Source organism: Halalkalibacter sp. APA_J-10(15) (assembly GCF_023017105.1).
Classification (GTDB): Bacteria; Bacillota; Bacilli; order Bacillales; family Bacillaceae_D; genus Halalkalibacter.
In genome coordinates this window covers 1-22081 of the sequence record NZ_JALKEV010000016.1, presented here as the reverse complement: position 1 = coordinate 22081, position 22081 = coordinate 1, and the positions used below count along the sequence as shown (strand labels likewise).

The 22081-nt window shown below is 36.9% G+C and carries 25 protein-coding genes and 1 riboswitch; of the genes, 20 read left to right on the top strand and 5 right to left on the bottom strand.

Features of this window, described 5'->3' with window-relative positions:
• Nucleotides 1–73 precede the first annotated feature (73 nt).
• The 4 genes from MW695_RS17165 to MW695_RS17150 form a co-directional block, all read right to left on the bottom strand.
• Nucleotides 74–835, bottom strand: a complete 762-nt coding sequence (locus tag MW695_RS17165) for a TatD family hydrolase (RefSeq protein WP_247106680.1) — start codon at nucleotides 833–835, stop codon at nucleotides 74–76.
• A 278-nt stretch (nucleotides 836–1113) separates the two neighbouring features.
• Nucleotides 1114–1809 (bottom strand): P-II family nitrogen regulator, encoded by a 696-nt coding sequence (locus MW695_RS17160; RefSeq protein ID WP_247106679.1) that lies wholly within the window; start codon nucleotides 1807–1809, stop codon nucleotides 1114–1116.
• Nucleotide 1810: 1 nt separating this feature from the next.
• Complete coding sequence (locus MW695_RS17155; RefSeq protein WP_247106678.1) at nucleotides 1811–2539, bottom strand: DUF1538 domain-containing protein; 729 nt, start codon at nucleotides 2537–2539, stop codon at nucleotides 1811–1813.
• On the bottom strand, nucleotides 2536–3228 hold the full coding sequence (locus MW695_RS17150; RefSeq protein ID WP_247106677.1) for a DUF1538 domain-containing protein: 693 nt from the start codon (nucleotides 3226–3228) through the stop codon (nucleotides 2536–2538). The genes MW695_RS17155 and MW695_RS17150 overlap by 4 nt, the downstream gene beginning before the upstream one ends.
• Nucleotides 3229–3475: 247 nt before the next feature.
• Between MW695_RS17150 and MW695_RS17145 the strand changes: the two genes are divergently transcribed.
• The 20 genes from MW695_RS17145 (at nucleotide 3476) to MW695_RS17050 (ending at nucleotide 21290) form a co-directional block, all read left to right on the top strand.
• Nucleotides 3476–4234: a DeoR/GlpR family DNA-binding transcription regulator gene (locus MW695_RS17145; RefSeq protein WP_247106676.1), complete on the top strand. Its 759-nt coding sequence runs from the start codon at nucleotides 3476–3478 to the stop codon at nucleotides 4232–4234.
• A 133-nt stretch (nucleotides 4235–4367) separates the two neighbouring features.
• A complete protein-coding gene (locus MW695_RS17140) occupies nucleotides 4368–5174 on the top strand; it encodes a histidinol-phosphatase (RefSeq protein WP_247106772.1) in 807 nt (268 codons plus the stop codon).
• Nucleotides 5175–5314: 140 nt separating this feature from the next.
• Nucleotides 5315–5512: a BshB3 potential contributor to bacillithiol synthesis gene (locus MW695_RS17135; protein ID WP_247106675.1), complete on the top strand. Its 198-nt coding sequence runs from the start codon at nucleotides 5315–5317 to the stop codon at nucleotides 5510–5512.
• Between the two features lie 54 nt (nucleotides 5513–5566).
• Nucleotides 5567–5677: riboswitch (TPP riboswitch) on the top strand.
• A 137-nt stretch (nucleotides 5678–5814) separates the two neighbouring features.
• Nucleotides 5815–6603 carry an ABC transporter permease gene (locus MW695_RS17130; protein ID WP_247106674.1) on the top strand — a complete coding sequence of 263 codons (789 nt, stop codon included), beginning with the start codon at nucleotides 5815–5817 and terminating at the stop codon, nucleotides 6601–6603.
• Nucleotides 6600–7679: an ABC transporter substrate-binding protein gene (locus tag MW695_RS17125; protein WP_247106673.1), complete on the top strand. Its 1080-nt coding sequence runs from the start codon at nucleotides 6600–6602 to the stop codon at nucleotides 7677–7679. Before MW695_RS17130 ends, MW695_RS17125 begins: the two co-directional genes overlap by 4 nt.
• Nucleotides 7680–7692: 13 nt before the next feature.
• Entirely contained in the window at nucleotides 7693–8448 is a 756-nt protein-coding gene (locus MW695_RS17120; protein WP_247106672.1) for an ABC transporter ATP-binding protein, read from the top strand.
• Between the two features lie 6 nt (nucleotides 8449–8454).
• Complete coding sequence (gene tenA, locus MW695_RS17115) at nucleotides 8455–9120, top strand: thiaminase II (RefSeq protein WP_247106671.1); 666 nt, start codon at nucleotides 8455–8457, stop codon at nucleotides 9118–9120.
• Nucleotides 9121–9369: 249 nt separating this feature from the next.
• Nucleotides 9370–11199, top strand: a complete 1830-nt coding sequence (locus tag MW695_RS17110; RefSeq protein ID WP_247106670.1) for an assimilatory sulfite reductase (NADPH) flavoprotein subunit — start codon at nucleotides 9370–9372, stop codon at nucleotides 11197–11199.
• Nucleotides 11200–11225: 26 nt separating this feature from the next.
• Complete coding sequence (gene cysI, locus MW695_RS17105) at nucleotides 11226–12944, top strand: assimilatory sulfite reductase (NADPH) hemoprotein subunit (RefSeq protein WP_247106669.1); 1719 nt, start codon at nucleotides 11226–11228, stop codon at nucleotides 12942–12944.
• Between the two features lie 189 nt (nucleotides 12945–13133).
• A complete protein-coding gene (gene sigY / locus MW695_RS17100) occupies nucleotides 13134–13670 on the top strand; it encodes an RNA polymerase sigma factor SigY (protein ID WP_247106668.1) in 537 nt (178 codons plus the stop codon).
• Nucleotides 13663–13983, top strand: coding sequence for a DUF5345 family protein (locus MW695_RS17095; protein WP_247106667.1), 321 nt, complete (start codon nucleotides 13663–13665; stop codon nucleotides 13981–13983). Before sigY ends, MW695_RS17095 begins: the two co-directional genes overlap by 8 nt.
• Nucleotides 13980–14198: a transcriptional regulator gene (locus tag MW695_RS17090; RefSeq protein WP_247106666.1), complete on the top strand. Its 219-nt coding sequence runs from the start codon at nucleotides 13980–13982 to the stop codon at nucleotides 14196–14198. Before MW695_RS17095 ends, MW695_RS17090 begins: the two co-directional genes overlap by 4 nt.
• A gap of 2 nt (nucleotides 14199–14200) precedes the next feature.
• Nucleotides 14201–14401: a PLD nuclease N-terminal domain-containing protein gene (locus tag MW695_RS17085; RefSeq protein ID WP_247106665.1), complete on the top strand. Its 201-nt coding sequence runs from the start codon at nucleotides 14201–14203 to the stop codon at nucleotides 14399–14401.
• Nucleotides 14402–14412: 11 nt separating this feature from the next.
• On the top strand, nucleotides 14413–15306 hold the full coding sequence (locus MW695_RS17080) for an ABC transporter ATP-binding protein (protein ID WP_247106664.1): 894 nt from the start codon (nucleotides 14413–14415) through the stop codon (nucleotides 15304–15306).
• Nucleotides 15303–16091: an ABC transporter permease gene (locus tag MW695_RS17075; RefSeq protein ID WP_247106663.1), complete on the top strand. Its 789-nt coding sequence runs from the start codon at nucleotides 15303–15305 to the stop codon at nucleotides 16089–16091. Before MW695_RS17080 ends, MW695_RS17075 begins: the two co-directional genes overlap by 4 nt.
• Before the next feature lie 74 nt (nucleotides 16092–16165).
• Nucleotides 16166–16732, top strand: a complete 567-nt coding sequence (locus MW695_RS17070) for an FAD-dependent oxidoreductase (protein WP_247106662.1) — start codon at nucleotides 16166–16168, stop codon at nucleotides 16730–16732.
• A 206-nt stretch (nucleotides 16733–16938) separates the two neighbouring features.
• Nucleotides 16939–18057, top strand: coding sequence for an ABC transporter ATP-binding protein (locus MW695_RS17065; protein ID WP_247106661.1), 1119 nt, complete (start codon nucleotides 16939–16941; stop codon nucleotides 18055–18057).
• On the top strand, nucleotides 18054–18995 hold the full coding sequence (locus MW695_RS17060; protein WP_247106660.1) for a carbohydrate ABC transporter permease: 942 nt from the start codon (nucleotides 18054–18056) through the stop codon (nucleotides 18993–18995). The genes MW695_RS17065 and MW695_RS17060 overlap by 4 nt, the downstream gene beginning before the upstream one ends.
• A 2-nt stretch (nucleotides 18996–18997) precedes the next feature.
• Nucleotides 18998–19810, top strand: coding sequence for a carbohydrate ABC transporter permease (locus tag MW695_RS17055; protein ID WP_483299869.1), 813 nt, complete (start codon nucleotides 18998–19000; stop codon nucleotides 19808–19810).
• A gap of 76 nt (nucleotides 19811–19886) precedes the next feature.
• Entirely contained in the window at nucleotides 19887–21290 is a 1404-nt protein-coding gene (locus tag MW695_RS17050) for an ABC transporter substrate-binding protein (RefSeq protein WP_247106771.1), read from the top strand.
• Between the two features lie 216 nt (nucleotides 21291–21506).
• Here MW695_RS17050 and MW695_RS17045 read toward each other — a convergent pair whose 3' ends face one another.
• Nucleotides 21507–21875, bottom strand: coding sequence for a hypothetical protein (locus MW695_RS17045; protein ID WP_247106658.1), 369 nt, complete (start codon nucleotides 21873–21875; stop codon nucleotides 21507–21509).
• Between the last annotated feature and the right edge of the window lie 206 nt (nucleotides 21876–22081).

The window sequence follows — 22081 nt, the reverse complement described above, 5'->3', positions numbered from 1 at the left end:
GACTCTATATTCTTTCGGGAAAAGTGGAAATAATCCTGCCGCTCATTTATGTTTTACAAAACGTTTAACTTCTTTACAATAGGTAGCATTGCTTTGTATTAAATTCTATTTGCTCGGCAATGTTTAATTTAGTGTCGTGTACCTGTTGTTCTATACTATGGACAACATTCTTTAACATAAGAGGCGTCGTTTCTTGATTTTGAAATGAATCGTTGTATTGCCACGGACCATCTGTTTCAATAAGTAATTGAGTAAGTGGGACGTTTTGGAGCAGGGGCTGGTCCCGTTTACGGTAGCATAACTCTGGTGTGACGGAAATATAATACTGGGCATTCAAGATGTTAGTTAATACATCTTGAGGTCCTTTGAACCAATGAAAATGAGCTTGTTTAATTTTATGTTTCTTTAATAGAGAAAGTACGATTGCAGCTTTATCGTGAACGGCATGTAAGGAAACAGGAAGTTCATATTGATAAGCATATAATAACAATTCATCTAGTAATTCTGTGAAAAAGGGGAGTTTGTCAACTTGCTGGGGCTCATAATGGGGTAGACCAATTTCACCAATTGCAGTAATTCTTGATCGTTCTTCTTTGAGAAGCTGTTTAAATTCTATTAAATCATGGTTTGTTGGATAAGAAAACTCTGGATGAAACCCAATACAAGCATTGACAAAATACGGGAAACGAAGCTGTAATTCAAGGGTTTTATAGGAAGAATGGAGATCTGTAGATACTGCTATTACTTGCTTTACTCCTGCTTGCTGCCATTGATCTATTTTTTCGGGTAAAGTTAAATAATCATATTGATCTAAATGTATATGTGCATCAATCATGTTCATGTCTCCTTTATATTATATTTCACATGCATGAGGATGAGACATAACGAAAGTGTTTGGCTGAGAAACTGAACAATGTATGAACGTAACGAGTAAAGAGTATATACGTAGACTTAAGAAGCAAAGCTAAGAACCCACAGTGCATAGCATTAGGCCAACCAGCTTTCCGTTTTAAGAAAGGTTTGTTTGCAGCTATGCAGTTGTTCGGATTCTCATTGATTAAAACCTTTTTGTCCCAGCCTCTGTATTTAATGTGAAATGATAAACTGTTCTTTCTATTTATTTAATTCGTCTTGAAGATGATGAATCCCAATTGTTCGTTCAACGTCTAAAATAAATCCAATTCCTTTGCCAGGTTGATTAATTTGTACATCCTCTTCAATTTGTGCTAGTACTTGTTTCGTTTTCTCTTTTGAAATTAATGTTAGTATAATCTCTTTTTCAGGTTCAATGGATAAATTTAACAACTTGGCTCTTTCATGTATACCTGTTCCACGTCCAGAAATAATTGTACCCCCTTCAGCGCCTGCTTTCTTTGTTGCATTGACGACTTTTTCAGAGTCACCTTTATTGACGATTGTGACAATTAACTCAAAATGCATAGCTTCTTTTGACATTGGTTGCTCATTCTCCTTCTCGTCTACAATGTTTTGAACATGGCATAAACCTAGAATAGATTTAATGTGTAAGACGATTCCTAAGCCTTTTCCCGGTTTGTCGATGGAATAGTCTACATTTATTTGCTCAATGACGTTGTGAACCATTTTTGAGGGGACAGCTGTTAAAATAATATTTTTTTCGGGCTCAATAGGTATACCAAGAAAATGCTTTTTCTCATGTATCCCTACACCACGACCTAAAAGAATCGTTCCCCCATCAGCACCTGCTTTTTTCGTCGACTTGACAATATGCTTGGCGTCACCTTTTTTTACAATTGTTATAATAAGTGAATAGTTTAAGTTAAGATCCATTTTAATTAGATTCAGCTCGCTTTCTTTCAAAAATTAAACCTAATATAAGAACAGATAAAATAGGAGCCAATGCCACTAGTGCAATCATACCAAACCCATCCATTAATGGGTCGCGCCCTTCAATAACTGAAGCGATGCCTACGGCAATCGCTAGTATAAATGTGACGGTCATCGGACCTGTTGCGACTCCACCAGAATCAAAAGCAATCGCAATAAACGTATTTGACGAGAAGAACATTAAAATCATGACAAGTAGATAACCTGGTATAATGACATACCATAAGGGAAAGCCGCTTAAAATACGAAACATTGATAAAGCGATTGAGCATGCAACACCAATGGACAACGTGTACAACATCATTCTCTCTGAAATATAGCCACTAGATACTTTTTCTACTTGATTATTAAGGATCCTCACAGCAGGTTCAGCAAAAGTTGCTACAAATCCTAATAAGAAACCAACGGGGATCACAACCCAATTGTAGCTGAGTTCGCCTAACTTTTCCCCCATAAGCTCACCAGCGGGAAAGAAACCAACATGTACTCCTTGCAAAAACAACGTAAGTCCCGTAAATGATAATACGATTCCAATAAATATACGAAACAACTTTTTTTTATTTAGTTTTAAAAAGATAAACTGAAAAACTAAAAAGAAAATAAGTAGTGGAATCAGGGCAAACGTTACTTCAAAAATGGTTTCTTCAAAGCCTGCGAATATTCGAGACATCATCCGTAAATCACCCCTAAAATCAATACAGCAATGATTGGACCAATCGATGCAAGAGCGACTAATCCAAAGCTATCACTTGATGAAGTTTTACCACGAATGACAGAAGCTACCCCCACGCCTAAAGCTAAAATAAAAGGTACAGCCATCGGTCCTGTCGTAACACCACCTGCATCAAATGATATCGGAATAAAAGATTCAGGTGTAAATGCAGCTAGAACAAAAACAACTGCATAACCGCCTAGTAATAACCATTTTAAAGGGATATTGTATACCATTCGTAATAAGGACAAGGCAGCGAAAATGCCTAGGCCAATTGCTACAGAATAGATAAGCACCATTTGTGAGATGTCTCCACCAGATACGTCATCAATTTGACTTGATAATACACGAACATCTGGTTCAGCAACGGTAACTACAAACCCTAGTAAAAAGCCGAAAAATAGAATTAAGCTGATTTTTTTGGTTTTTGGTAAAGTAGATCCGATCATTTCTCCTATAGGGAGCAATCCAATATGTACACCGAGTAAAAACAGAAAAAGACCTAAACTTACCATGAATACACTTATTAAAAATTGAATAAAAACATCTGCGGGCAACCAAATGATCGTGTACTGTAAAATGATGATGACAAACGTTATTGGTAATATGGCAAAAATAACTTCTTTAGCTTGATCCTTTATATCGTTCATTTCATTCTCCTTTCATTTATTCAGCTTTATTCTAATCTCATGTGGAACCTGTGTTTTTCTTACTTATAGAAAGGAGAAAACACATTCATTCTATTCCCGTATGTTGAGTAGTTAAACCTTTATGATGCAGCCTTTCATTACACATTGCCTTTCATATAAAATAAACAAGATTCACTATGATAAACCAATCAAACATGATAAAATAAAAACAAACAAAAATAAACAAAGGTTAGTGTGGGGTGACTAAATGCTTGTAGCAGAAAGACACGAAAAGATAACAGCACTTGTAAACGAACGTGGTAGTATTCGAGTAACAGAGCTCAGTCAACTGTTCAATGTCACAGAAGAAACGATTCGACGTGACTTGGAACGGCTAGAAAATGAAGGGAAGCTAAGAAGAAGTCACGGTGGAGCAATTAGTATGAAGACAAATCAAATAGAAGCTCCTTATTTTGAGCGTGAAATTCGAAATGTAAAAGAGAAAACAAATGTTGCCAAGGCTGCACTTGAATATGTCAATGAGCATGATCGAATTATTTTAGATGCAAGTACGACTGCTTGGTATATGGCAAAGCTCTTGCCTAATATGGCTTTAACGGTAGTAACAAATTCTCTTAAGGTAACTATGGAATTAGCACAACATGATAAAGTAACGGTAATTTCTCTTGGCGGTACGTTACTGCCTCGCTCGTTATCATTTGTAGGTCCAGTATCAACTGATTCTCTTGAACATTATCATGTCAACAAAGCATTTCTTTCCTGTCAAGGTATTCACCATGATAGAGGAATTAGTGATTCAAATGAACTTCAAGCTATTGTTAAGAAAAAAATGATGGAAATTTCTGATGAAACATTTTTGCTCGCTGATTATTCGAAATTCGGTGTTCAAGCATTTGCACGCATCGGTTCGTTAGAAAGTGTTCAAATGATCATTACAGATCACAATACATCGGATGACCAGCTTACACGATTTAAAGATTTGCCATTGTCAATTATAAAATCATAGTTTCAGCTTGTTCGAAAAAGAGAGCGATCCTTTTTAGTGTATGTAGCAAAGATTAGCACCATAACTTAGTGAAGTATGGTAAAATAAGTTCGATTTGATTGAAGGACTTATTGTAAAGGGTGAAACGATGACGATTAAATTTGATTTACATACTCATCACGAACGTTGTGGACATGCAATCGGTACAATTGAAGATTATATTAGACAAGCGATTCAATTAAACTTAGATTATATTGGTATCTCGGATCATACTCCGCATTTCTACAGTGAGGAGGATCATCTCTATCCAGGGATTACGATGAAGAAAAGTGAATTTAAAAGTTATGTGGAGGAAGTATTACAGCTTAAAGAGAAGTATGCAAGTAGGATCCATGTGCTTTTAGGGATTGAAAGTGATTTCTTCATTGATCATATGATTCATTACCATAAGCAATTCGAATTGTATCCATTTGATTATATTATTGGCTCTGTCCATTTTATTCACGACATAAATATTTTTCAACGTGGTCGATTTGATTCATTAACTCAATCAGAACGAGTTCAAGTGAAAGAAAGCTATTATGAACAAATTGCTTTATCAGCTAAAAGTGGATTTTTTCAAATATTAGGGCATATTGATGCGATGAAAGGATATTATCCTCCATTTTCAGACTTAAAAACGGAGGTTGTTGACAAAACGTTAAAAATAATAGGAGAAGAACAGGTCGCAATTGAAATAAATACATCTGGTAAAACAAAGGATGTTGGGGGATGGTATCCAGCAAATGAAATTCTAGAACGAGCATTATTTTACAGTGTTCCAGTTACTTTTGGTTCAGATGCTCATACACCTGAGCGAATAGCGGATGATTTTGACCTAGTCAGGAAAAGGTTAAAAGAAATCGGTTATAAGGAATGGACTTATTTTATTAATAAAAAGGCAGTGAATGTTTCTTTGTAAAGGATGAATAATAGCTCTGTTTTTGAGCTACTATTTAATGGGTTTACATAATATTATTATAGTAATTTTTATTAAAGTTCGTTTTTATAAAACTGTCATGTTACAATGTGGAGAACTTAATGTTTCTAAAGGAGTCACATATGCTATTTCCTGTTTTGCTTTCATTTGTCGTTTGTGTCGTTGCACTTGTCATCACTTTAAAATTAACAGCAGCTAATGATGAAGAATATGATAGTAAAAAAAGTATGAAACATATGTCATGGATTTACTTTCTTGTGTTTCCTATTATTCTAGTCGTTGTTTTACTTTTATGGTGGATTGCGGAGTTAATGAGTTAGTTGAATAAATCATTTGGCTAATAATCGATAGTGTGGTATCATTTACTAGAAATTGAATAGTACTCGGGGAGCTATGAGGTTGGCTGAGAGGATGTCCCGTTGAAGACATCGACCCTTTAACCTGATCTGGGTAATTCCAGCGGAGGGATGTATGACTAATTTGTATACGTGTATTAAATGAACGTCTACATGCCTCCATGCATGTAGACGTTTTTTGCTGCTTGGAAGTCCAATCGGGGAAGAGGAAGATCAATTCTACGGAAAGGTGTTGTTGTAGTTTTATATAGTAAGAGGGGGTATTCATGAAAGATTTGAAGGGTGCGACAAAAGCTGGATTACCAGCCATTGTCACTGTCGTTATGTTTGTACTCATATGGGAGCTTATCGTTCGGGTCACCGACATAGAACCTTATATTCTACCAGCTCCATCTGAGATTTTTCTGGCATTTGGTGAGTCGTGGACATTATTGCCAGAACATATTTGGATTACTGCTATTGAAGCATTACTTGGTTTTAGTTTGGGGATTATCGTTGCATTGGTCATTGCTTTATCACTTGATGCATCAGCAATATTACGAAAGAGTGTGTATCCATTGCTTCTCTTTTCCCAAACGATTCCGATTATAGCGATTGCACCTTTACTCATTATTTGGTTTGGATATGGCATTCTACCAAAGGTGTTAGTCGTCGCTTTAGTAACATTTTTTCCTGTAGTTGTGAACATGATCGAAGGCTTGCAATCGAGTGATCGGGATATGATGAGGTTATTACAATCAATGGGTAGCTCACGTTGGCAAACAATGCGTTATGTTCGATTTCCACATGCACTCCCATACTTATTTACTGGTTTGAAAATTGGTGCAACCTACAGTGTGTTAGCTGCAGTAATCTCTGAGTGGGTCGGAGCAAGCAAAGGTCTAGGTATTTATTTAGTTCGAGCTCAAAATTCTTTTGCAACCGATAAAGTGTTTGTTTCGATTGTGATTATATCATTATTAAGTTGTTTCCTATTTTTAATCATCGTCCTTATTAGTAGATGGACGATGCCTTGGAAATATAAGCATATGAAAAAAGGAAGTGGACAAAGTTGAAAAAAGGTTTATCAATCATCATCATGAGTGTTATGACTAGCTTTGCTTTAATAGGATGTGGTTCAGAGGATGTGAGCAATGACGATTCGACTGAACTAAATGAAGCAGATAATGAACAATTGGGAGAATCAACAGATGAAAAAGATGAACAAATGGGAGAGACAATAGAGGAAAAAAATGAACGACTAGAAGCGACAATTGTACTGGACTGGGTTCCTAACACGAACCATACTGGTATTTATGTGGCTAAAGCAAATGGGTATTTCGAGGAAGAAGGCTTAGACATTACAATCATCGAACCAGCGTTAGAAGGAGCGGATCAAATCGTCGCTTCTGGTCAAGCTCACTTTGGAATAAGTTCACAGGATAATGTAACGGTAGCCCGCTCAAGTGATATTCCGGTTATCTCATTAGCTGCGATTATTCAAGAGCATACGTCGGGATTTGCTTCACCAGTTGAAAAAGATATCACTTCTCCTTCTGATTTTGAAGGAAAGACGTATGGTGGCTGGGGATCTCCACAGGAAGATGTGATGATATCAGAAGTAATGAGTACAGTAGATGCTGATTCTTCAACAGTTGAAAATGTCACGGTGGGAACGTCTGACTTCTTCGTTAATACATCAAGGGAAATTGATTTTCAATGGATTTTCTATGGGTGGACAGGTGTTGAGGCAGAGGTACGTGGTGAAGATATAAACATGATTTATTTAACGGATATCGATCCAGTTTTTTCATATTATTCTCCAGTTATTATTAGTAGTGATTCTGTTGTTGAAGAACAGCCGGAGCTTGTTGAGAAATTTATGCATGCCATCAGTCGTGGGTATGAATTTGCCATTGATCATGTCGATGAAGCGGCAGACATCTTAATCGAGGCAACTCCCGAAACAGATGCTGAGTTAATACGTGCTTCTCAGGAGTGGTTAAGTGAACGTTACCAAGGAGAGGCGGAGAAGTGGGGGTATCAAAGCACAGATGTTTGGAGTACTTATACCGAATGGATGCTAGATAATGAATTGATTGAAGTAGATGTACCAATTGAAGAAGCGATGACGAATCAGTTTCTTCCTTAGAAAAGGAGATATGATGCATTTACAATTATCGAATATTCACTATACATTCTCTGATCAAACTAACGTCATTAATGATTTGCATCTCTATATTGAAAAAGGGGAATTTGTCTCCCTTATTGGACCTAGTGGATGTGGAAAAAGTACATTATTCAATTTAATATCTGGTTTAGAGATACCAAGCGCTGGTGAAATTCTTCTTAATGGCCATTCGATTGTCGGTCAACGGAATCATGCAAGTTATATGATGCAAAAAGATTTACTTTTACCGTGGAAAACAGTATTAGAAAATGCTCTATTAGGAGCAGAAATTAGTAAGCAGAATATAGCAGAATCTAAGAAAAAGGCGTTTGAACTCTTACCTTTATTCGGACTTGATGGCTATGAGCATTATTATCCGCATGTTCTTTCAGGTGGAATGAAACAACGCGCTGCCCTATTAAGGACATTTCTCCATCAAAAAGAACTTTTGTTGTTAGATGAGCCTTTCGGAGCGCTTGACGCATTAACAAGAGAACACATGCATGAATGGCTTCTATCAATTTGGAGCAAATTACGACGTTCAGTATTGTTTATTACACATAGTATTGATGAAGCTATTTTTTTATCAGATAGAATCTGTGTCATGGCTCCAAAACCTACAAACGTATTAGTTGAATATAGCGTAAAGCTACCAAGACCAAGAACGAAAGAAATGATCGTAACAGAAGAGTATTTATCGTTAAAAAAACAATTAATGCAATCTTTACAAAAAGAGGAATGGAAGGGATGACTTTTAATGAAATTTTCGGAACATTTAAGAAAGCAGGTTGATTCAATTTGGAATGCAAGCTTTGAACATCCATTTGTAAAAGGGGTAGCTGATGGTTCTTTATCTCTTGAAGCGTTCAAGCATTATGTGAAACAAGATTCATATTATTTATCAAAATTTGCACAGGTTCAATCGATTGGTGCTGCTAAAGCAATGGACTTCTACACAACGAGTCGAATGGCGTTTCATGCCAAGTCGACCTTTGATGCTGAGCATATGCTACATGAAGGATTTGCGAAGGAGCTGGGGTTATCAGAAGAAGGGCACATAATTGTTGAAAACCCTGCACCTACGGCAGTTGCCTATACGAATCACCTATTTGCATCGGCTTATAAAGGAACACTGGGAGATGTGATTGCTGCTATTTTACCGTGTTATTGGCTTTATTGGGAAATCGGTGAGAAATTTAAGGGAGCTAAACCGGGGGTAGCCATTTATCAAAAATGGATTGATACGTATGGTGATGAGTGGTTTGGAGATCTTGTTCAAGAGCAAATTAACCGCTTAGATGATTGGGCGAGTAAAGCTTCTGAGGATGAGAAGAAAAGAATGGAGGACATTTTTGTTACGAGTAGTAAGTATGAATATATGTTCTGGGAGATGGCCTATACATTAGAAGAGTGGCCAGTTTAATTATATTCCATGTGCATTGAAGTCCACCTTTTTATAAGGCGGACTTCTCCTTTGTTTAAAAATGATGAAACGTGAAAAATAAAGCATTTAGCAGTAAAACCAACTTGACTTATAGGAATAGTGAAGCTATCATTATAGTAATCATTTTTTAATTATACCCGAAATAATGAATGATTTTTATGTCAAAACTAGTCCTATTACATAAAATCAAGTAAGATTAGTTTATATTTAATTGTGAGGTGGAATTTGTTGCAACTTCATGTTTTGAACAGTCCGTTTAATGAAGCACAGGTAGAGCAATTAAATAAGCTCTTACCAACATTAACAGAATCACAGAAAATTTGGTTAACAGGATATTTAGCAGCTACACAAGCTGCTTCAGTAACTGGAAATCAATCTAGTGGAAATACTACAGCTACTAATGTTACACCAGTCGTGGAACAAGTGATTTCTAAGGATGTAACGATCTTATTTGGATCACAAACCGGCAATGCGCAAGGTCTTGCTGAACAAGCAGGAAAGATGTTAGATACAAAAGGTTTTAACTGTACGGTTCTTTCTATGAGTGACTTTAAACCAAAAAATTTAAAAAAGGTTGAAAACCTACTCATTCTTGTGAGTACTCATGGTGAGGGTGATCCACCGGATAATGCATTAACGTTTCATGAGTTTCTTCATGGGAAGCGCGCACCTAAATTAGACTCACTTCGCTACTCAGTCTTATCACTTGGCGATAGCTCATATGAATTTTTCTGTCAAACAGGCAAGGAATTCGATCAACGATTAGAAGAGCTGGGAGGTACACGTTTACATCCTCGTGTAGACTGTGACTTAGACTTTGATGAGCCTGCGGCAGAATGGATTGAAGGCGTTCTTAATGGATTAAATGAAGGAGTAACACAGTCAACAGAAGTGTTAGCAGAAACAGCGACAGCTTCATCTGTTGAAAGTGAATTCTCACGAACCAATCCGTTTCAAGCAGAAGTGTTAGAAAATTTAAATTTGAACGGTCGTGGTTCAAATAAAGAGACGCGCCATCTTGAATTATCATTAGAAGGTTCAGGTCTTACATATGAACCGGGTGATGCGTTAGGGATTTATCCTGAAAACGATCCAGAGTTAGTTCATTTACTTTTGAACGAGTTAAACTGGGATTCAGAAGAAATAGTGACAGTTAACAAACAAGGTGATGTCCTGTCATTAAAAGAAGCACTTACGAAGCATTTCGAAATTACTGTTTTGACTAAGCCTTTATTAGAGCAAGCATTAAAGCTATCTAATCATGATGCTTTACGTGAACTACTCTCTGCTGGAAAAGAAGCGGAATTAAAGGAGTATATAAACGGACGTGATGTATTAGATTTAGTTCAAGATTTTGGACCTTGGGGTGTATCCGCTCAGGAGTTTATTTCAATTCTCCGGAAAATGCCTGGTCGCTTGTATTCGATCGCAAGTAGTTATACGGCAAATGAAGAAGAAGTGCATTTAACAATTGGAACTGTGCGTTACGAGTCTCATGGTCGTAATCGCAAAGGTGTTTGCTCTACTCTTTGTGCTGAACGTCTAGAATCAGGTGATACGATTCCGGTCTATATTCAAAAGAATCCTAACTTCAAACTTCCTGATCATTCAGATACACCGATTATTATGGTTGGTCCAGGAACAGGAATTGCACCATTTAGAGCATTCATGCAGGAGCGTGAAGAAACAGAAGCTGAAGGGAAGTCTTGGCTCTTCTTTGGTGATCAACATTTCATGACAGATTTCTTATATCAAACGGAATGGCAACAATGGTTAAAGGATGGAGTCTTAACGAAGATGGATGTTGCTTTTTCGCGTGATTCTGATGAAAAGGTGTATGTCCAGCATCGTATGCGTGAACAAGGTAAGGAGCTATACTCATGGATTCAAGAAGGTGCTGTTATTTACATTTGTGGTGATGAGAAGCATATGGCACATGATGTTCACGAAACGTTGATCACTATTATTGAACATGAAGGACAGATGAACCGTGAACAAGCAGAACAATACCTTTCAGAAATGCAGCAACAAAAACGTTACCAACGAGATGTTTATTGATTTAAGAATGGAAGGAGTAATGCAACATGGCTAATCAAAAGTTAACAGCACCTGAAGGTTCACCTAGTGATGTTGAACGAATAAAAGAAGAAAGTAATTACCTACGTGGATCATTAGAGGAATCGATGCTAGATCAAATCACTTCAGGAATTCCTGATGATGATAATCGTCTTATGAAGTTTCATGGAAGTTATCTTCAAGATGACCGTGATTTACGTAATGAAAGGCAAAAACAAAAACTAGAACCAGCTTATCAATTTATGCTTAGAGTTCGTACACCTGGTGGAGTATCGACACCTGAACAATGGCTCGTAATGGATGAATTAGCACAAAAGTATGGAAATAGCACGTTGAAGCTAACGACTCGTCAAGCATTTCAAATGCATGGAATTTTAAAGTGGAACATGAAGAAAACGATTCAAGAGATTCATGCTTCGATGCTTGATACGATTGCAGCCTGTGGCGATGTAAACCGTAATGTGATGTGTAATCCAAACCCATATCAATCTGCTGTTCATGCTGAAGTATTCGAATGGTCTAAAAAGCTAAGTGATGATTTATTGCCACGTACAAAAGCCTATCATGAGCTTTGGTTAGATGAGGAGAAAGTAGCAAGTACACCTGAGGTTGAGGAAGTTGAACCCATGTACGGTCCATTATACTTACCGCGAAAATTTAAAATTGGTATCGCCGTTCCACCATCTAATGATATTGATGTTTTCTCTCAAGATATTGGTTATATTGCGATTATTGAAAACAACAAACTCGTTGGATTTAATGTAGCCATTGGTGGCGGTATGGGTATGACACATGGTGACACGGCCACTTATCCTCAGCTTGGAAAGGTTATTGGCTTTTGTAAGCCAGAGCAAATGGTAGATGTCGCTGAGAAAATTATTACGATACAGCGCGATTACGGTAACCGTTCTGTTCGTAAAAATGCTCGGTTTAAGTATACGGTTGATCGTTTAGGATTAGAGAATGTCGTCGAAGAGCTAGAAAACCGTCTCGGTTGGAAGCTTGAGGACGCGCGCGACTTTCATTTTGACCATAATGGTGATCGTTATGGTTGGGAAAAAGGTGTGCAACGTAGATGGCACTACACCTTATTTGTACAAGGTGGTCGTATAGTTGATACGGATGATTATAAGCTTATGACAGCATTAAGAGAGATTGCTGAAATCCACACAGGTGATTTCAGGTTAACAGCTAATCAAAATCTTGTCATTGCTAATGTCACGAGTCAGAAGAAAAAGCAAATTACTGAAATTATTGAAAAGTATCGTTTAACGGATGGTTCTCCTTATTCAGCATTACGCCGTAGTTCACTTGCCTGTGTATCGTTACCAACCTGTGGCCTTGCAATGGCTGAAGCGGAGCGCTATTTACCAACACTTATTGATAAAGTGGATGTGATTGTAGATGAGGCTGGTTTACGTGATAAGGAAATTACGATTAGAATGACTGGCTGCCCTAACAGCTGTGCCAGGCCAACACTTGCTGAAATTGGGTTCATCGGAAAAGCACCAGGTAAATACAATATGTATATAGGTGCGGCCCATGACGGGAGTCGCTTAAGTAAACTATATCGTGAAAATATTGGTGAAGAAGACATTTTATCTGAATTGAAGAAACTGCTTACACGATATGCGAAAGAGAGAGAAGATGGCGAGCATTTTGGTGATTTCGTTGTTCGTACAGGTGTGATTAAAGCAACAACAGACGGAACGAATTTCCATGAATAACTGTATTTGATAAAGGTGCTTGATAAGGTTACATTTAACCTTATCAAGCACCTTTTTTCAGGTTGAAAATAGTAATTGTAGCAACTAAAGACGACGCTCTAAAAAAATTTTATTAATTTTTTTAGATTAAATGAACGATTATATATCTCCAAACGTCACAATAATGTCCACATAATAAGGAGGCTTTAAATGGAGGAAGATGATTGGATACTCATTGAACGTGCAATGCAAGGAGAAGAAGAGGCCTTTTCGATGTTATATAAACGTTATTATTCATTTTTGTTTAATTATTTACTTAAATTAACATTAGATGAGCAAATTAGTGCTGATATAAGTCAGGATACGATGTTAAAAGCGTATTTACGTTTACATACATTTCGTGGAGATAGTAAATTTTCGACTTGGCTTATTTCAATTGCCTCACGTGTGTACGTTGACAAAAAGAGGAAGGAAAAGCGTGATATCAATTTAATGAAACAAATGAAGGTGATCCTGTCGAGGCAATTAAAGTGGAAAAGTGATCAACTACAAATGGAATGGAGTGATTACTTTGCGGAGTTCAACCAACTAGAAACATCGATTAAAATGCCAATATTGTTGCATTATTATTATGGCTATACGTATGAAGAAATTGGCGAAATGTTAAAAGTAAAAGCTGGTACTGTTAAGTCTAGGGTCCATTATGGCATTAAAAACGTGCGAAAGGAGATGAATAGAATTGAGTGAACAGGATAAAGATCATCGCCAGTTGGTACAGTCGTTAAAGGCAGATTGGGAGAAGCTTAATCAAATTGGAGATGAATGGGTCGATGCAGCCTATTTAGAACGACAGATACAGCAAGCTCAAAAAGAAAAACAACGTGCAATGAAGAAAGAGTTTTATTTATTTCTTGTTTCTTCCGTATTCATCATGATAGCTACAATAGCCGTTATTCTCCAGTCCTTTCATGCATTTGTAATCATACAATGTGTAACATTAGTAGGTGCACCTCTTATTCTTTTCTTACTAAACAAAAGAAAAAAGAAGGTGACTTCATGATTGAGAACACTCAATGGGATATAAGGATCATCATGTTGTTAGCTGTCACTTTACTCGTTCAAAGCATCTTTCTTTTTAGAGATGCTCAAAAAAGAGGGAGCTACAAATGGTTTTGGGGTATTTGGGGGTTACTTCAATTTCCTATGCCGACGTTGTTTTATTTTCTATTTGTTAGATGGCCACAATACCGAAAACAAAATAAGAGGAGTGTATAAAGATGAATACGATTGATTCAGATTTGTTAATGCTACTAGTGCCGATTTTTGTTCTACAAGGGATTTTATTCATAATTGCAATGATTAGTTTAATACGTCAAGAAGGTACCAACGGTCCTAAATGGATGTGGGCTTTGCTTATATTATGCATGAATCCTATTGGAGCAATATTGTATTTTATTCTCGGTCGAAAAAACAACTAAGGAGTGAGTAGATGATTATTGAAGTAAAGAAGCTCTCAAAGAAATATAAAGAACAAACTGCTGTTCATCCATTAACCTTCTCAATTAATAAAGGCTCTTGTGTGGCTGTGCTCGGTCCGAATGGAGCTGGTAAAACGACGACATTGCAAATGCTTGCAGGATTATTAACACCGACGTCAGGTAGGATAAATTTCTCTCATTTATCTAAAGGAGACATGCGTTCAGAAATTGGATTCTTACCTCAGCATCCTTCTTTCTTTAACTGGATGACTGCTAGTGAGTTTTTACAATTGTCAGGGCAATTAGCGCATATTCGCAAAAATGAACTTCATGCTAAGATCGATGAAGTGTTAAACTTTGTTGGTTTGACATCTGCTAAAAAAAAGAAAATTGCAGGGTTTTCAGGAGGGATGAGACAGAGGCTTGGATTAGCTCAAGCAATCATTCATGAACCAAAATTATTAATTTTAGATGAACCTGTTTCAGCACTAGATCCACAAGGCCGTCGCGATGTTTTACAGTTAATTCAATCATTAAAAGGGAAAATGACGATTCTTTTTTCTACACATATTCTCCATGATGCTGAACAGGTTTGTGATGATATTTTCATATTAAAAGAAGGACAGTTAAAGTGGCAAGGTAAATTAGATGATTTGCAGGAAGAGCAGCATTCAATCAATCTTAAACTTACAGTAGAAAGGAATGTAGCGCAACACCTAGATCATTTAAGCACCATCAACGATTATCGAATTGTAGATGACACAACAGCTTTCATTCATATTCAACACCAAACAGAAGGGACTCAGATCCTATCAGCTCTTTTGAAAAATGGGGCAGTTGTTACGCACTATGAATTAGTGAAGGAATCGTTAGAAGACGCATATTTAAAGGTGATGGAACTATGAGAACATTTTGGATATTGTTTAAAAAAGAAATGGTTGAAAGCATGAAAAACGGAAAATGGATATGGCTACCTATTACATTGATTATCCTTGGAATTTCACAACCGATCACGACTTATTTTATGCCACAAATTCTTGAAATGGCAGGAAATCTACCAGAAGGCACTGTTATTGAACTTCCAACACCTACAGGCGAAGAAGTATTAAGCGGTGTATTATCGCAATATAGCACGATTGGAACCCTTCTATTTATTTTAGCGTCGATGGGAATGATCGCTCATGAACGAAGAAGTGGTGCGTTAACATTGATTATGGCTAGACCTGTTTATTCAATTCAATATATTATGAGTAAGTTTGCCGCTCATGCGTTTCTACTAATTGTTTCTCTCTTTTTCGGTTATGCTCTGAGTTGGTATTATACGAGTCTATTATTTTCAACCATCACGTTTCAAGCAATGATTTCTAGTATGATTATGTATAGTATATGGATACTTTTAGTGATTGCCGCTACGACATTTGTGAGTACAGTATTGAAACATGCTGGGGGAATTGCCGGTGTTAGTGTTATTCTATTAGGCACAATTAGTATATTAACTACATTGCTTCCGAAATATATGGCATGGAGCCCTGGAAATATAAGCAATGAAGCGATGTTACTTATAAATGAAACGTCTTCGTCCAGTTTATGGTTAGTTAGTCTTAGTAGTGTGATGTTGATTGCGATCCTGTTGATTGCCGCTATCGTCACATTTAATCGATTAGAAAGCTATCACCAAGCTGATTTTTAAAAGATAAGCATATCTTTTTATTATTTCTCCAACATTAGATAAAATAGAAATAACTTTTTAAAAGGAGTGATTAGATGTCTTATGAGATTGCGATTATTGGTGCAGGTCCCGCTGGTGCAAGCGCGGCTCTGTTTGCAGCGAAGGCCGGTAAGAAAACATTATTGTTAGATCATGGTAAAAGTATGACAGCGAGAGCATGGGTGGAGAATCATTATGGAGTAGATGGTATTGAAGGTCCTAAACTTCTAGAATTAGGAAAGGAGCAAGCAACAAAATTTGGTGCTGACTTGAAGGAAGAGGAAGTTCTATCAATTTCTGAACAGGCTGATGAATATGTGCTTGAAACGGCAAATGGTACATACTTAACAAAGCATGTGATTCTAGCAACGGGAGCTATTGCGCAATTAGCTGAAAAGAGTGGAATTACCACAAAAGAGGGATCTGAGCCTCGTATTAAAAACGTTGTCGATGTTGATTCTTCAGGTAGAACGAATAAAGAACGTCTTTGGGCTGCTGGAACTGTTGCGGATCAAAGTGTACACACCATTATTACAGCTGGTGATGGTGCGAAGGTAGCGATTAACGTCATTAGTGAACTAAATGGTGAGCGTTATGTAGACCATGATGTATTAAAAGCATAATAGATTGATTTTGAGTAGAGTCCACTATGGATTCTACTCTTTTTTTATTCCACTGCACGAAAGGTGGACAAGACAAAACAGGATGACAATATAGATTGTATAAATTGTAAATTAATTAATGTTTTGTATATATTTTGTATAGAATCTGTTAATTCAATTATTTAGTGATATTTTCTATGTTTTAATACAAGTGAGGAGGCGATTACATGAATCAAGTTGAGTTAATAAATATTTCAAAATCATATGACAAACAATCTCATGTTTTAAAAGAAATTTATTTATCGATTAAAAAGGGTGAGTTTTTTGTCTTAGTTGGCCCATCCGGCTCTGGAAAAAGTACGTTACTTCGAATGATAGCTGGTTTGGAAGATATTACGGATGGAAAGCTTTTAATAAACAATAAAGTCGTCAATCATTTACCTCCAAAAGATCGTCATTTATCAATGGTATTTCAAAATTATGCATTATATCCTCATTTAACGGTCGAACAAAACATATTGTTCGGGCTCCATGCAAAAAAAGTACATAAACAAGAACAAAAGCGCCGCCTACATGAAACGGCTGAAATGATGGGATTAACGGAACTCTTAAAACGAAAACCGAAAGAATTGTCAGGTGGTCAACGACAACGGGTAGCATTGGCTCGCTCCGTTGTGAGTGAAGCTCCTCTTTGTTTAATGGATGAGCCTTTGTCTAATCTAGATGCAAAGTTACGATCTCATATGAGAATGGAAATTCGACGTTTACAAAAAAAACTAGGGTTAACGATGATATATGTCACTCATGATCAAGTAGAAGCGATGACAATGGGAGATCGAATTATGGTATTGAATGATGGTCATATTCAGCAGCTAGGTGAGCCGATCACACTATACAATGAACCTGCCAATACGTTCGTTGCCTCATTTATTGGTTCTCCTAAGATGAACATGGGTAGAGCGTTATTTGATGAAAGTGGTGCCAATTTGCTAGTTGAAGGAGAGCTGAAGATTCCTACTAATTCAATAAATATGACTAGCTTATCGAGGGACAGAGAATACATGATCGGAATTCGTGCAGAGCATATTGCTCATAGTAATCATGAGCAAATCACTCATTTAATTGAAGTCATAAATGTTGAACAATTAGGGAATGAAACCTTACTCTCTTTTGAAATTGGACAAGAGGTATGGACAGCCAAATGGCTTGGACAATGGCGAATTGGAATGGGAGATAAGGTTCCAATCCAGCTATCAATCGATTCATTATGCTTTTTTGATAAAAAAACAGGTCAGCTCGTCAAAGCAGCGACGGTTGGTGGTACAAAAGAGGTCGTAGCAATATGAATGAAGTGATCGTAAATCAAGATTCAATCATTGGTGATGCATCCATTGAAAAAGCAAAACGAAAAAGTAAGTGGCTGCAGTTTTTTAAAGGTATGCTATTTCTATTTCCTTCTATTGTATTATTCGGAATGTTTTTATTTTATCCACTAGGGAGAACGATCTATTTAAGCTTTTTTTTAACAGATAATAGCGGAAGTCCGACTGTATTTGTTGGGCTTGATAACTTTATAGCTATTTTCACTTCTCCTATATTTCAGAAAAGCTTGATGTCTACTTTCCTGTTCGTCTTATATATCGTTCCGGGTACAGTGCTTTTAGGGTTATTTTTAGCAATTATTGCGAACGAAAAACTAAAAGGGATTGGGATTTTCCGAACCATTTTTTCGTCAACCATGGGAATATCAGTTGCAGCAGCATCTGTTTTTTGGTTGTTTCTCTTTCATCCTACCATTGGTTGGCTTAATCAAATGATAAGTGTAGTTGGTATTGAGGCAATTGGTTGGTTAACAGACCCTCAATGGGCACTCATGTCCGTTTCGATTTCAACGATTTGGATGAATGTTGGCTTTACGTTTTTAATTCTACTAGGTGGCTTACAATCAATTGATTCGTATTTATATGAAAGTGCGAACATTGATGGTGCAAGCTATTTTTATAAGCTGCGACGCATTACGCTGCCCATGCTATCACCAACTTTGTTTTTCGTTGTAACGGTTACACTGATTAACGCCTTTCAAACTTTCGGCCAAATTGATTTATTAACTCGAGGCGGACCGCAAAATGAAACGAATTTAATTGTTTATTCCATATATCAAAATGCGTTTATGAATTATCAATATGGTATGGCAAGCGCACAAGCTTTCATTTTATTTGCAATTATTCTAATTCTGACATTTGTTCAATTTAAACTAGGTGAAAGGAAGGTTCATTATCAATGAGAATGCCCACATCTCAAAAAGTCATCCTCTACATTTTACTAATTATTTCAGCCTTTCTTATTTTTGCACCTGCTTTAATGGCTTTTAGTATGAGCTTTATGTCAGGACAAGATATTATGACAGGTAAAATCATTCCTACATCGATTACGTTTGATAATTACATTCACGTCTTTCAACGGTTTCCACTTATGAATTATTTAATTAATAGCTTTGTTGTTTCGATTTTGATTATGATCGGTCAGCTTACTTTGGCTAGCTTAGCTGCATATGCTTTTACGTTTCTTCATTTCAAAGGAAGAGATGTACTATTTTTTATATTCATTGCGACAATGATGGTTCCCTTTGAAGCTTCCATTATTCCTAATTTTCATACGATTCGTGATCTAGGCTTCATAGACTCCTATATGGGCTTGACGCTACCATTTTTTGCGATGGCCTTTGGAACGTTTCTATTACGACAAAACTTTAAGCAAATTCCAATTGAATTAAAAGAAGCTAGTGAAATTGTCGGTATGGGTGATTTTAAATTTTTTATTAAAATCGTTCTGCCTGTTGCGCGCACAAGCTTGTTAACGTTATCCGTTTATAGTTTCTTATCTTCTTGGAATATGTACTTATGGCCATTATTAGCAACGACAAATGATTCTGTCCGAACCGTACAAATTGGTTTAAAACAGCTACAGTCGCAAGAGCAATTAAATGAATGGGGCATTATTATGGCTGGAGCAATCATTGTTGTATTACCGACATTAATTTTACTATTTCTTGGACAAAAAAAATTGCAAAGAGGGTTAGCAGAAGGGGCACTTAAATAAGGCATTCTTGAATAACCAATGAGTTATTCATTGATGATAAATAAAAAAAATGATAATGAGGAGTGGAGAAATAATGATGAAAAAAGGATTTATTTTTATCGTATTGCTTGCTTTCATGCTAGTTACAGTCGCGTGTAACAACAATGAAGTGACTGGAGAAGAAGGAAATGAACCGGATAATTCTACAGATGAGGTAGAAAATGCAGATCAAGATCAAGGAACTAATGATGAAGAGCAAAGCACTGATGGACCTGTTACAGTAACGTTTTGGCATGCAATGGGTGGGGCATTACAAGAAGCACTTGATGGATTAGTTGATATGTATAATGAGTCTCAAGATGATGTGGTTGTTGAAGCAGAATACCAGGGCTCTTATGATGAAGCATTAACAAAATTTCATAGTGTTGCAGGAACAGACAGTGCTCCAACGATGATTCAGGTTTTTGAAATTGGTACAATGTCGATGGTACATAGTGGACATATCACCCCGATTCAAGAGTTAGTTGATGCAGATGGTTATGATATGAGTAGCCTTGAAGACAATATTATTAATTACTATAAAATAGACGATCAATTTTATTCGATGCCATTTAACTCTTCAACACCTGTTATGTATTATAACAAGGATGCCTTTGAAGCGGCTGGACTTGACCCTGATTCACCACCTGAAACATATGAAGAAATAGAAGAGGCTTCACGTCAAATTGTCGAATCCAATCCAGATATGAAGGGCTTTGCTTTACAGGCTTATGGCTGGTTATATGAACAGTTACTAGCGAATCAAGGTGCCTTGCTTATGAACAATGATAACGGAAGAAACGGTACACCGACAGAGGTTGGCTTTACTGATGCAGAGGGGAATTCGGTCTTTGAATGGGTGGAACGTATGATAGAAGACGATACCTTCGCTAACTATGGAACAAATAGTGATAATATGGTTTCTGGATTTATGTCAGGTGATGTTGCGATGTTTTTACAGTCATCTGCAAGTGTGAAAAGTGTCGTAGAAAATGCTCCGTTTGAAGTAGGCGTCGCATTTTTACCTTACCCTGAAAATACTGAAAGAAATGGCGTTGTTATTGGCGGGGCGAGCCTTTGGATGGTAGATGGTAAACCAGAAGCTGAGCAAATGGCAGCTTGGGATTTTATGAAATTTCTACAAACACCAGAAGTTCAAGCACAATGGCATGTTGGAACGGGATATTTTGCCATTAACCCAGCAGCTTATGACGAAGAGGTTGTCCTAGAGGCATATGAAACAATGCCACAATTAAAAGTAACTGTCGATCAGCTACAAGCGACAACGTCTAATTATGCTACTCAAGGAGCTATTATGGATATGATTCCGGAAGCACGTCGGATTACAGAAACGGCGCTAGAAACTGTTTATAACGGTGGAGCAGTCGATGATGCATACCAATCAGTTGTAGATCAAATCAATGCAGCGATTGAACAAGCGAATAGAGCGCGAGGAGAATAAAGAAAATTAAACGTGTATCACAAGATTGATTCAAGAGGATTCTTATTTTTGAGGGTATGTATGAGTACCTCAAGTAATTTTACTTGGATACATGTTTTCTTTTTAAGAACAAGGGAATAGGTTAACGTAGTATCATCATCTAATATCCGGCGTCATATCAAGTATCAGAATAACGAGGGCTCCCCTAAAAATGTAAGGGGAACCTTCGTTAATTTATTAGTAAAAGAATGGAAAGAATAAGCGGCTGATTCCAAAAAACGGGAAGCGGAAACGTCTAAAACGATGAAATCTCCTTGGGAAACCGAACCCATGGCCGAAACCACCGTACCCAAAGCCAAATTGCCTCTCATAACCTACGTTTCCTTCCATATCTCCATAAGGCATAAGTAATGTTACTCCGTCTGGATCTACTTGATCAATAATCCCATCATACATTTGCCCATCTGTTGTTTGGATTTGAACGAAATACAAATTGTATTGATTACAAGTATCATACATCTGTTTCTTATGTGCTTCTTGGTCCATTCCGTGATAATGTTGTGGCTGGTGAGTAGGTTGATGTCCATATTGGTGATCATGTTGCATTTATATCAGTCCTCTCAATTAATATTCATCCATAACATATGTACTAAATGGGCAGGTGTTCCGATTATTTTATTTGTATGACGAATTGTAATATTAAGTGCGACACCTAAAAAGAAAAACAAAAAGCCCATGAATCTTCGTGTAAAATGAAGTTACCACACAACCCTTACACGGAGGTTTATCATGAGCTATTCCCATCTTACCAC